This window comes from Streptomyces sp. SBT349, assembly GCF_001083795.1.
In the GTDB taxonomy this organism is placed as follows: domain Bacteria; phylum Actinomycetota; class Actinomycetes; order Streptomycetales; family Streptomycetaceae; genus Streptomyces.
The window spans coordinates 1-10,655 of the sequence record NZ_LAVK01000272.1 but is presented as its reverse complement, the minus strand read 5'-3'; the positions used below and the strand labels follow the sequence as shown (position 1 = coordinate 10,655).

The following is a 10,655-nucleotide window of genomic DNA, read 5'->3' as shown; positions in this document are numbered from 1 at the left end:
GCCGAGGGCGCCGCCCGGCGTGGTGCCCTCGGCGTCGGCGCCGGGCGCGGGCCCGGCGAGGCGGTCGATCAGCTCGCGGCGCTGGGCGCGGCCGGTGGCGTAGAGGCGGAGCCCGGCGACGCCGCAGATCAGCGCGAGCAGGGTCAGGCCGAGGGCGAGAACGGAGAGGTCCACGGGTCAGCTCGCCTCCCGGGTGGCGAGGTGGCTGTCGTCGAGGTGGACGCCGAACGCCGGCGGCACCTGCTCGCCCGCCAGATAGAGGCGGTCGGCGACGGCTCGCGGTATCGGGTAGTGGCGGAACCGGCCGCGCACCCGCCCGTCGTGGTCCATCGGCTCGGCGCGGAACTCGGCGACGGTGGCGATGCGGAACGGTTCGCGGCCGTGCGAGGCGAGGATCGCGATCTCGGCCATCCGCCGGGAGCCGTCGGGGTGGCGGACGAGCTGCACCAGCACGTCCACGGCGCTGTTGATCTGGTCGCGCAGCGCCTCGAACGGGACCTGGAGCTCGGACATGGAGGCCAGGGTCTGGAGGCGGAGCAGCGCGTCCTCGGCGCTGTTGGCGTGGACGGTGGCGAGGGAGCCGTCGTGCCCGGTGGACATGGCCTGGAGCATGTCCAGCGTCTCGCCGCCGCGGACCTCGCCGACGATGACGCGGTCGGGGCGCATGCGCAGGGAGTTGCGCACCAGGTCGCGGATGGTGACCTCGCCCTTGCCCTCGATGTTCGGCGGCCTGGACTCCAGGCGGATGACGTGGCTCTGCTGGAGCTGGAGCTCGGCGGCGTCCTCGACCGTGACGATGCGCTCGCCCTCGGGGATCAGGCCGCTGAGGGCGTTGAGCAGGGTGGTCTTCCCGGAGCCGGTGCCGCCGGAGACGATGACGTTGAACTTGGCGCGCACCAGCCCGGAGAGGAGCATCACCAGCTGCTCGTCCACGGTGCCGAAGCCGATGAGCTCGGGGAGGGTGTAGGCGCGGGGGAAGCGGCGGATGGTGAGGGTGGCGCCGCTGAGGGCGAGCGGCGGGATGATGACGTTGACGCGCTCGCCGGTGGGCAGGCGGGCGTCGACCATCGGATGGGACTCGTCCACGCGGCGGTTGACGGTGGAGACGATGCGCTCGATGGTCTGCATCAGCTGCTCCTCCGAGGCGAAGCGCAGCGGCAGGCGCTCGACGCGCCCGGAGCGTTCCACGTAGATCTGGTCGGGGCCGTTGACCATGATCTCGGTGATGGAGGCGTCTTCGAGGAGCGGTTCGAGGATGCCGAGGCCCAGGGCCTCGTCGACGACGCGGCGGATGAGGAGGGCGCGCTGCTGAGTGGAGAGGACCGGGCCCTCGCGGCTGAGGATGTGGCCGAGGACGCGCTCCAGGCGGTCGCGGCGGTCGCTCAGGCCGAGCGAGGACATCTCGGCGAGGTCGATCTCCTCCAGCAGCTTGGCACGGTAGGTCGCGACGAGCCGCCCGTCGCCCGGTCCCGCCGCCGCGGGCTCGTCGGGGGCGTTGACGCGCGATCGCAGGCCCATCGGCCGCTCCTTCCCCTCACTACTCACTCGGCACGTCCCTCACTCGGCGGTCCAGTCGGTCCAGTCGGTCCTGTTGTCGGTCCACTCGGTCCAGTCGGTCCAGTCGTCAGTCGCATGGCATCGTCACGGTCCTGGTGGCGTCGCCGAGGTCGTCCATGAACGGCAGGACGGAGGGAACGGACACGCGCGCCGTCACGGTGGCCTCGTCGCCGCAGAGGGCGACGGCCTCGATGCTGACGTCCAGCCAGTCGCTCGCCGCCGCCCGGCCCGCGGCCTGGTACTCGTCCTCGATCTCCTCCTGGGCGGCGGTCCGCGCCGCGGCGCGGGCGGCGGATCCCGCCTGCTGTGCGGCATACCCGACGACCCCGAGCTGAAGCGCGGCCAGCGCCACCAGGAGGAGGATGGGCACCCACCCCACGAACTCCACGGCGGTCACGCCCGCGTCGCGCGCCGGCGCGCGGGCCCCCCGGCGGGGCGCGAGGGGGCGTGTCCGTGTCATGGTCAGCCCTCCTCGGCGGCGCCGGCGGTGCCGGTGATCGTGACGGGGAGGCTGAACGCGCCGGGGAACAGGATCGGGACGTCGAGCCGGACGCGGGCCTGGCGGACGGTGCCCTCCAGGGGGCAGGAGACGTCCGCCGACCAGGCGCCGGGAATGTGCTCCAGCGCTGCGGCGGCGCAGGCGGAGGCCGGATCGCCGTCGGCCGCGGCGGCGGCTCGGGCGCCCTCGTCCGCGGCGTTCCCCGCGAGGGAGAAGGTGTAGCCGATGATGATGCACTGCCAGATGACGGCCATCAGCACGAGGATCAACGGGAACAGGCCGGCGAACTCCAGGAACACCGCGCCCCGGTCGCGCTCCCGGCCCCGTATGCGCGTTCCGACGCGCCCGTTCATCCGGATCATGACCTTCTGCCCCGGCGTCTGCCCCCGGCGGGGGCCTGCTCGGGGGCGGTGAGGCCCAGTTCGGTGGCGAGCGACCACATCGCGCGCCGCACCTGGCCGCGGGCGTCCAGGTCCTGGACGCGGCCCGCGTCCTGCGCCTCCTGGAGCTCCTTGAACCCGGCCGGGATGACGGTGCGCGCCACCCGGGTGCCGGTGATCCGGGAGATCAGCTGCGGCTGGATGGCGCTGGCGCGGGTCAGGCGGTTGACGACGGTGAGCGTGTCGGCCGCCTTGCGGATGCGCAGCCGGTCCCACATGCGGACCATGCGGTTGACGGCGCGGACGGAGATCACGTCGGGGGTGGTGACCAGCACGGCGGCGTCGGCCAGCTCGACGGCGGCGGCGTTGGCGCTGTTCATGTGGGAGCCGCAGTCCACGACGACGATGTCGTACCGCGCCTTGACCGCCATCAGCAGCTGGCGGGCCGTGGCCTCGCTGACGTCCTCGCCGCGCTCGCCCTCGGCGGGCGCGATCAGCATCGACAGGCCCGTCTCGTGGGAGAACACGGCCTCCGAGAGCACCTGCGGCGAGATGTCGGCGATGCCCGCCAGGTCGGCGACCGACCGGCGGAACTGCACGTCGAAGTACGAGCCGACGTCCCCGCACAGCAGGTCGAGATCGACGAGGATGGCGCCGCGTTCGAAGGGGCCCGAGGTCTGGGCGGCGAGGGCGAGCTGGGTGGCCAGCAGCGTGGCGCCGACGCCGCCCTTGGCGCCGGCGACGGTGATGACCCGGCCGCCGGGGCCCGCCGGGGGCTGGTCGCCCGCGCCGAGGTGGCGGCGCATGCCGGCGGCCCACTGGGCGGCGGCGGCGACGCGCGCGCCCAGTTCCTCGTAGGAGAGCGGCACCCCGGCCAGGCCGCGGGCGCCCGCGTCCATGGCGGCCGAGTAGAGGTCGGCCGTGGGGTCGGCGGAGACGAGGACCACGCCCACCGCCGGGAAGCGCAGGGCGACTTCGCGGATGAGTTCGAGCGCGGGCAGCGGGCCCATGCGCTCGTGGATCACCACCACCTCGGGCAGCTCGGCGACGGACGAGTGGGTGAGGGAGGCCAGCGTGTCCAGCAGGGTGGTGGAGTCGGGCACGGGGCGCATCGGCTCGCTGTCCGGCAGCTGGCTCAGCAGGGTGATCAGCGAACGGCCGGTATCCGGTTCGCCCACCGCGGGCAGAATGCGCGTCGTCATCGGGTCACCTGGTTCTCACCTGGTCTCACCATGGCTTCCACGGTAAGAGTCCTACGGGACGAGCTCGTCGAGCCCGGCGTTCGGGGCGCCGACGATGTCACCAATGATGGTGTACGTGCGCTCCTCCGCCGGAATCTCCTCTTCGTCGCCCGGCGCCACCAGCGCCAGCCGCACCTGCTCGGCGAACGCCTCGGCGTAGGTGACGCGCTGGGCGTCGGTGTTGGAGAGGGCGAACGTGATCGGCACCGCCTCGGTGGCGTTGTCGTCCTCGTCCTCCACCTCCGTCAGATCCCCGACCTCCAGCACCTCGGCGTTGTTGACCATCAGCCGCACCACGTCGGTCTCCGTCTCCTCGCCGCCCTCGCGCTGCTGGATCCGGAAGGCGGCGTACATGTTGATCGACGCGCCCGGATAGATGTTGCCCGCGACGCCGGTGGAGGCGTCGATCATGACGGCGATCTCCATCTGGCCCGGCTCCAGTTCCGGCCGGTCGGCCAGCATGTCGCTCTGGAGCAGCGAGCCCTCGGTGAGCGGGCCGACGGCGACCTGGTCCTCGATCTGGCCCAGGTCGGTGACGGCGGAGTCCGGTATGTACCGCTCGGGGATGCTCACCTCGCGCAACTGGTCGGCCGTCACCTCCTGGTACGGATCGACGTCCGTGGTCAGCTCGTAGGCGGTGGACTCGGGGCCGACCTTCGACTCCACGTCGTTGACCACCGCGAGCACGCCGGCGAAGGCGCCGACCGCGAGCAGGACCGAGGCGAGCAGCAGGAGGATGCCGCGTCGCTGGCGAGCGTTCATGAAGCGTGTCTACCCTCTCGGTCGTGACGGAAAGTCATCCGGCGCCCGGGGCCAGGGCCCGGCGTCGAGACGTCCCTATGGCGCGCGGCGTGCGCTCGGCCACCACGGGGGCGGAACAGAACGCGCACCGGTCGCCGATGAGCGTGAGCCCGCACCAGTGGCAGGCTTCCTGCCTCATCTGACTCACCATCTGGTAGAGCAGGGAAACGTCGGGGATGGCGGCGGCGAACTCCACCAGCTTCGCCGTGGCCCACCAGGTGGCGGATTCCGCCGGCATCGGCACGGGGTGCAGGGCCTGGACCTGCCACTGCCTGGCCAGGCGGCGGGTGACCCACTCGCTGCCCAGGGTGCCGGGCGCGTAGGTGAGGGTGGTGGAGAACTGGGGTCCGGCGAGGGACACGTCGCCGTCGGCCCGCACCAGTTGGGGAGTGGGGCCCGCGAGAACGGCGCACTGGCCGCCTGCCTGGCGTCCGCCGGCGCGGGCGGGGAGGGTGACGGGCACCCGGTCGAGGCGCGAACCGGAGCCAAGGAGTGCGCCCGCGTAGATGTAGTGCGCCAGGAGGCGCGCGGAGGCACCGAGCACGCCGGGGCTGAAGTCACAGGCGGAGAGCTGACGGAGTTGGCGGACCAGCACGGCGGTGCCCAGCGGCGGGAGCGCGCTGGGCAGCAGGGCTATGCGGTCGGACTCCAGCATGGCGCGGACGGCGTGCAGCCGCTGGACGTAGGGCAGCGGGGTGGTCGTCGGGTAGAGGACGACGACGTGTCCGTGCCGGCCGACCAGGTCGGTCGTCTCGGCGAGCGCGGCGGGAAAGTCCTGGTGGCGGGGGGAGGTCAGCACGTGCGCGCCCGGCGTGTGCTGGTCGGTGGGGGGCAGCACGAGGTCGGTGCTGGTGACCGCGATGGCAATCGGCATGCACGCCCCCCAGGGCTCGAACGCCCGTCACATGTGGAGTCTTCCTCCGGCAGTTGGGCAGCTTATCGACTCCGCCACGGGGGAGAACAGCGCGGATGCGCTCCGTTCGCCTCGGTCCACCCCATTGACAGCGCCGCTGGTCTGGACCAATCTGTCTGCCCAACGGTGGCCACCGTTTCCTCCCGCAGCACCCCCACCACCTGACGCTACGGAGGCGAGCGTGGACAGCACCAACCTGCTCCGGTACCGGCTGCTCGGCGCGGCGGCCCTGGCCGGCGCCCTGGCCCTCACCGGCCCCGCCCTGACCGCGGGCGCGAACGACCCGGGAACGGCCGAGGCCGCGACGGAAGACGTCGCGACGGCCGCGGTCCCCGAGCACGCCCTGACCGGCTACTGGCACAACTTCGACAACGGGTCCGTCGTGCAGAAGCTGCGCGACGTCTCCGGCGAGTACGACATCCTCGCGGTGTCGTTCGCCGAATCCACGGCGACGCCGGGCCAGATCGACTTCACCCTGGATCCGGTGCTCGGCTACGCGTCCGAGCAGGAGTTCAAGGACGACATCGCCGCCAAGCAGGCCGAGGGCGTCTCGGTCATCATCTCGGTCGGCGGCCAGAACGGGAACGTCACGGTCAACGACCCGGCCTCGGCCCAGGCGTTCGCCGACTCGACGCTCGGCCTGATGGACGAGTACGGGTTCGACGGCGTGGACATCGACCTCGAACACGGCATCAACGCCCCGTACATGACCCAGGCCATGGAGGCCATCCACGCCTCGGCCGGGGACGGCCTCGTCTACACGATGGCGCCGCAGACGCTGGACATGCAGACGACGAACACGCCCTACTTCCAGCTGGCCCTGAACACGCGGGACTTCCTGACCGTCGTCAACATGCAGTACTACAACAGCGGCTCGATGCTGGGCTGCGACGGCCAGGTGTACTCCTCGGGGAGCGTGGACTTCCTCACCGCACTGGCCTGCATCCAGCTGGAGAGCGGCCTCGCGCCCTCGCAGGTCGGCCTCGGCGTCCCCGCCTCGCCCAACGCGGCGGGCTCCGGCTACGTCTCGCCCGACGTGGTGACCGCCGCGCTGGACTGCCTGACCAAGGGGACCCGCTGCGGGAACTTCGTTCCCGACCAGACCTGGCCGGGCCTGCGCGGGGCGATGACCTGGTCCGTCAACTGGGACGCGCACAGCGGCGACGCCTGGTCGAGCGTCGTCGGCCCGCACGTGCACGGCCTGTAGAGGACGGCCTTCGGAAGACGGCCTCCAGAAGCTCTAGAAGAAGGTGCGGATGTAGTCGGTGACGGTGCCGTCCCCGGCGACGAGAGGAATCAGCGGCCATTTCTCGAAGATGGTGCAGGGGTGCGACATGCCCAGCGCCACCCAGTCGCCGACGCGCGGCACCGCATCGGCCCCCGTGACGAGCGCGTGCTGATCGGCCAGCCCGCTGACCGTCAGCCCGCATCCGCCGCGCACCTCGCCCTTCGGGGTGCGCACGGCCTGCACCTCGGGCAGGCCCAGGTCGTAGGCAATGTCCCGCTTACCCGCGTTGACAAGGGCCAGTGACGGTTCGGGCTGCGAGACGACCTGGGCCCACAGCCGGAACGCGGGCAGCAGCGAGCCCTCCTGCGGCACCCGGTTGAACGGAGTGGTGTCGCGGTAGACCCCGTCGTCGTGGGTGAGGTAGGCGCCGCAGCGCAGCATCTTGCTGACCGGCCGGGAGAGGTCGGGCAGTTCGTCGAAGGCGGCCGCCACCTCGTCGAACCACGCGCTGCCCCCGGCGCTGACGATGATCCGGTCCAGCGCGGCGAACCGGCCCGCCTTGTCGAAGTCGACGGCCAGCTCGCACAGCGAGTCGAGCCAGGCCCGCACCGACTCCGGGTCGAGGTCCGGGACCGCGCTCTCGGACCCGGCGACCCCGGCCAGCCGCAGCGTCCGGGCGGCGGCCACGGCCGTCGCCACGTCCGCCGCCCGCCGCGCGTCCCGCACGCCGCCGCGCCCGCCGGGGACGCCGAGCTCGACCAGCACCTCCACCGGACGCCGGGCCCCCGCCGCCCGCAGCGCCGCGTCCATCAACGCGACGCCGCGCTCGGAGTCCACGTACATGACGCACCGGAACGCCGGGTCGGCGTCCAGCTCGCCCGCCACCCAGGCCAGCGCCGCCGCGTCGACCACCTCGTTGGCGAGGAGGATCCGCTCCACCCCGAACGCCCTGGCGACCCGAGCCTGATGGGGCAGGGCCACCGTGATCCCCCAGGCGCCGTGGTCGAGCTGCCGCCGGAAGAGCCGGGGCGACATCGAGACCTTGCCGTGCGGTGCCAGGACGAGACCGTGGCGGCTGGCGAAGCGCTCCATGGAACCGAGGTTGTGCTCCACGGCCTCGGCGGAGAGCGTCAGCACCGGGGTGGTGAACCCGCCCGTGTAGAGGTCCCGCCGCTCGGCCGCCAGCGCCCCCACGGTCCGCCCCGCCGCGTCCGGCGGTAAGCCCTTGAACCGGTGATCGACGATCTCGTCCTCGAGCATGTCGAACGGCGTAGCCATGGCGACTCCGGGTGACCGAGTGAATGCGGGAAAGCGTGATCGGATTCCCGACCCTACCTAGCACCCGGTGCAGAGAAGGTCAACGGAGGGCGATCGCGCGGTCAAGTGGCCACCACGAACGGTTCCACCGTCTTCCCCAGCGTGACCTGCGCCAATGCCGCCGCCTCACCCGCGGAAAGATCGTATGCCGTATATGCTCCCTCCCCCGCCGCGGTGCACGCGTATACGGTCGCCAACCCCAGCCGCCGCTGGAGGAGCGACTGCCGCACCCGTATCCCGCTGACCGCCTGCCGACGCAGCGCCGAGGTGACGCGGGTCAGCGAACCGGCCCGCACCACCAGGTACTCACCCGCCACGGCATGACCGAGCGACAGATACCCGGCGACCGCGAGTCCCAGGGCGAGCGGCAGGGTCACCGCGAGCACGGGAACCCACCAGTCCCGCCCGGCGGGGGCGCTGAGCAGCGCGCAGGCCCCGGCGACGAGCGCCGCCCACAGCAGCCTGCGCCGCAGCGCGGCGGGCGGATGGCGGCGCAGCGGCGCGGAGAGGGCGGGCGCGCCGATGACGGCGGCGGCGACGCGGCGGGCCACGTCCACCGGCCCGCGCGGCAGCACGGCCGCGGCGCTGCCCCAGATGGAGAGCCCGGTGGTGACGACCAGGGTGTCGGCCGTCCCCAGCCAGCGCCACAGCAGCGGCTCGGAGAGCGAGATCCCGCGCAGCCTGCTCTCGTCCCGGGCCGTCTCCCTGGTCCTGAACAGGCCCTGCGTGGTGCGCAGCACGGTCCCCCGCCCGTCGGGGCCACGGTCGTTCGCCACGCGCTCCAGCCGGAAGTGCGCGTGCTCGGTGAAGAACGCCACCGCCATGCCGACGCCGCCCACCACGGCCGCGGCCACGAAGGCGGCCAGGGCCGTCCAGCGCCACCCGAGCGCGTCCCAGTCGGCCAGGGAGCCGACCCGGTCCGCCAGGTCGACGCCGACCATCTCGGCCGTCCAGTACCCGCCCCACAGCAGACCGGCGGCGGTGACGAAGGACCAGATGCCGAACAGGTGGTGCACGACCCAGCGCCACTCGAAGACCGCCAACGGCCCCTCCGCGGGCCGCTCCTCGCGGGCGCCCGTGAGCTCGCGGCGCAGCGCGGCGGCCTCCCGTCGGGTCACGGCGTCCAGCGTCAGCGCGGCCTCCATGGCGGTGTTCATCTGGCCGGCGCCTATGGTGACGCGGCGCAGCCCGGCCAGCCTGCGCAGCGGGCGCGCGGTGGCGTCCACGCTGCGGATGCGGTCGATCCGGATGGACCGGTGGGTGCGGATCAACAGCCCGGTGCGCCGCTCCACATGGGTCTCGGTGATCCGGTACCGCGTGGTCGCCCAGCGCAGCGCGTCCGCGAGGGCGCCCTGGACGCCCCAGACCGCCACCACGGCCAGCGGCCCCACGGTCATCGGCTCGGGCTCGGTGTCCATGACGAGGAGGACCAGCACGCCCGGCAGCAGGGAGAGCAGGACGCGCAGGGCGTCGACCAGGATCATCCGCGCCGCGAGCCGCCGCCAGGTCATGTCGCGTCCCCGGGGGTGCGCCGGGTGATGTCGGCGAGCCGCTCCGCCGCCTCGCCCGCCGCCTCGGGGGCCAGGCCGCGTATGTGTATGGCGCCGCGCGAGGAGGCGGTGGTGACCACGAGGGTGGCCAGGCCGAGCGCCTGCTCCAGCGGGCCGCGCACGGTGTCCACCGTCTGGATCCGGGAGACGGGCGCTATCCGCCACTCCCTGACGAACCAGCCGGTGGTCGCGTAGACCGCCTCGTCCGTCGTCTCCCAGCGGTGCACCGCGTACCGCCAGGACGGCATGACCGCCGCGTGGAGCGGCCCCAGGACGGCGAGCGCGATCAGCGCCGGACCGGTCCAGGGGCGCGCGCCGTCCCACAGGGCGTGCACGGCGGCCAGCGCGCCGCCGAGCACCAGGGGAAGCGCGAGGGCGTGGGCGGTCCACAGCAGGACGGCCCGCCGCTCCACGCGGTGGCGCGGCCGACGGAGCTGGACGCCCCGCCCCGGGGAGCGCCGCGCGGGCGCGACCTGCTGGACATCGATGTTCACCATGGGACACAGTGTCCCACAAAAGGGCGGCTGGTTCCACCCCGTCGGACTTCTTTACGATGTGCGCATGTCCTCACCGGCACCGTCCGCCCCCGGCACCCTGGCCCGCACCCGGCGCGCGATCCTGGACGCCGCGATCCGCGTCTTCGCCGAGGACCGCGCGGCCCCGCTCGGCGAGGTCGCCAAGGCGGCGGGGGTCGGCCGCAGCACCCTGCACCGGTACTTTCCGGACCGCGCCGCCCTGGTCAGGGGCCTGCTCGATGACTGCACGGAGACCATCGAGCAGGCGCTCGCGGAAGCCGCGCTGGACCAGGGACCGCTGTCCGAGTCGTTCCGCCGCCTGCTGCGGGCCTTCTTCGACGTCGGCCCGAGGGTGGACTTCCTCTTCAACGAGCCGCTGCTGTCGGCCGAGGACTGGACCAGTCCGTCCTGGGAGGCCGCGCACCTGCCCGCCGCGATCCTCTTCGAGCGCGGCAAGGCGGAGGGGTTCTTCGCACCGGAGATGGACGTCGAGTGGTTCTTCCGGATCCTCTGGTACATGATGGCCGCCGGCTGGGAGGCGGTCTCCGAGGGCGCCCTGGCCAGGCACGAGGCGCTGGCCCGCGTGACCCAGACCATGGAGGGCGGCCTGCTGGCCCACCGCCGCTGACCCCACGAAGCCCCACGGCACCCGCC

11 protein-coding genes are annotated in these 10,655 nt (G+C 73.0%); 2 read left to right on the top strand and 9 right to left on the bottom strand.

What is annotated here, in order from left to right; all coding sequences use genetic code 11:
- Positions 1-177: 177 nt before the first annotated feature.
- From ADY01_RS26560 to ADY01_RS26535, 6 genes are all read right to left on the bottom strand, one after another.
- Positions 178-1,518 (bottom strand): CpaF family protein, encoded by a 1,341-nt coding sequence (locus ADY01_RS26560; RefSeq protein WP_049578574.1) that lies wholly within the window; start codon positions 1,516-1,518, stop codon positions 178-180.
- A gap of 106 nt (positions 1,519-1,624) precedes the next feature.
- Positions 1,625-2,017: a TadE/TadG family type IV pilus assembly protein gene (locus ADY01_RS26555; protein WP_049578572.1), complete on the bottom strand. Its 393-nt coding sequence runs from the start codon at positions 2,015-2,017 to the stop codon at positions 1,625-1,627.
- A gap of 2 nt (positions 2,018-2,019) precedes the next feature.
- On the bottom strand, positions 2,020-2,409 hold the full coding sequence (locus ADY01_RS41370) for a TadE/TadG family type IV pilus assembly protein (protein ID WP_049578570.1): 390 nt from the start codon (positions 2,407-2,409) through the stop codon (positions 2,020-2,022).
- Between the two features lie 5 nt (positions 2,410-2,414).
- The gene (locus tag ADY01_RS26545) at positions 2,415-3,638 is read right to left on the bottom strand and encodes an AAA family ATPase (protein WP_049578569.1); all 1,224 of its coding nucleotides are present in this window, start codon (positions 3,636-3,638) and stop codon (positions 2,415-2,417) included.
- Between the two features lie 51 nt (positions 3,639-3,689).
- A complete protein-coding gene (gene cpaB, locus ADY01_RS26540) occupies positions 3,690-4,439 on the bottom strand; it encodes a Flp pilus assembly protein CpaB (protein WP_049578567.1) in 750 nt (249 codons plus the stop codon).
- A gap of 34 nt (positions 4,440-4,473) precedes the next feature.
- Positions 4,474-5,352: a hypothetical protein gene (locus ADY01_RS26535; RefSeq protein WP_049578564.1), complete on the bottom strand. Its 879-nt coding sequence runs from the start codon at positions 5,350-5,352 to the stop codon at positions 4,474-4,476.
- Between the two features lie 220 nt (positions 5,353-5,572).
- On the opposite strand from ADY01_RS26535, the gene ADY01_RS26530 reads away from it, so the two are divergent.
- A complete protein-coding gene (locus ADY01_RS26530; RefSeq protein ID WP_049578563.1) occupies positions 5,573-6,598 on the top strand; it encodes a chitinase in 1,026 nt (341 codons plus the stop codon).
- Between the two features lie 33 nt (positions 6,599-6,631).
- Here ADY01_RS26530 and ADY01_RS26525 read toward each other — a convergent pair whose 3' ends face one another.
- From ADY01_RS26525 to ADY01_RS26515, 3 genes are all read right to left on the bottom strand, one after another.
- Complete coding sequence (locus ADY01_RS26525; protein WP_049578561.1) at positions 6,632-7,897, bottom strand: alanine racemase; 1,266 nt, start codon at positions 7,895-7,897, stop codon at positions 6,632-6,634.
- A 101-nt stretch (positions 7,898-7,998) separates the two neighbouring features.
- Complete coding sequence (locus ADY01_RS26520) at positions 7,999-9,447, bottom strand: PH domain-containing protein (RefSeq protein WP_049578560.1); 1,449 nt, start codon at positions 9,445-9,447, stop codon at positions 7,999-8,001.
- Positions 9,444-9,983, bottom strand: coding sequence for a PH domain-containing protein (locus ADY01_RS26515; protein ID WP_049578558.1), 540 nt, complete (start codon positions 9,981-9,983; stop codon positions 9,444-9,446). The genes ADY01_RS26520 and ADY01_RS26515 overlap by 4 nt, the downstream gene beginning before the upstream one ends.
- 64 nt (positions 9,984-10,047) lie before the next feature.
- Here ADY01_RS26515 and ADY01_RS26510 point away from each other — a divergent pair, with 64 nt between their 5' ends.
- Positions 10,048-10,629, top strand: coding sequence for a TetR/AcrR family transcriptional regulator (locus ADY01_RS26510; RefSeq protein WP_049578557.1), 582 nt, complete (start codon positions 10,048-10,050; stop codon positions 10,627-10,629).
- The last annotated feature ends 26 nt before the right edge of the window (positions 10,630-10,655 follow it).

Bases quoted from the DNA above. Each gene is read 5' to 3' on its own strand.
- cpaB (WP_049578567.1), bottom strand. From the start codon at position 4,439: ATGAACGCTCGCCAGCGACGCGGCATCCTCCTGCTGCTCGCCTCGGTC.
- ADY01_RS26555 (WP_049578572.1), bottom strand. From the start codon at position 2,017: ATGACACGGACACGCCCCCTCGCGCCCCGCCGGGGGGCCCGCGCGCCG.
- ADY01_RS26535 (WP_049578564.1), bottom strand. From the start codon at position 5,352: ATGCCGATTGCCATCGCGGTCACCAGCACCGACCTCGTGCTGCCCCCC.
- ADY01_RS26560 (WP_049578574.1), bottom strand. From the start codon at position 1,518: ATGGGCCTGCGATCGCGCGTCAACGCCCCCGACGAGCCCGCGGCGGCG.
- ADY01_RS26525 (WP_049578561.1), bottom strand. From the start codon at position 7,897: ATGGCTACGCCGTTCGACATGCTCGAGGACGAGATCGTCGATCACCGG.
- ADY01_RS26545 (WP_049578569.1), bottom strand. From the start codon at position 3,638: ATGACGACGCGCATTCTGCCCGCGGTGGGCGAACCGGATACCGGCCGT.
- ADY01_RS26510 (WP_049578557.1), top strand. From the start codon at position 10,048: ATGTCCTCACCGGCACCGTCCGCCCCCGGCACCCTGGCCCGCACCCGG.
- ADY01_RS26515 (WP_049578558.1), bottom strand. From the start codon at position 9,983: ATGGTGAACATCGATGTCCAGCAGGTCGCGCCCGCGCGGCGCTCCCCG.
- ADY01_RS26520 (WP_049578560.1), bottom strand. From the start codon at position 9,447: ATGACCTGGCGGCGGCTCGCGGCGCGGATGATCCTGGTCGACGCCCTG.
- ADY01_RS41370 (WP_049578570.1), bottom strand. From the start codon at position 2,409: ATGAACGGGCGCGTCGGAACGCGCATACGGGGCCGGGAGCGCGACCGG.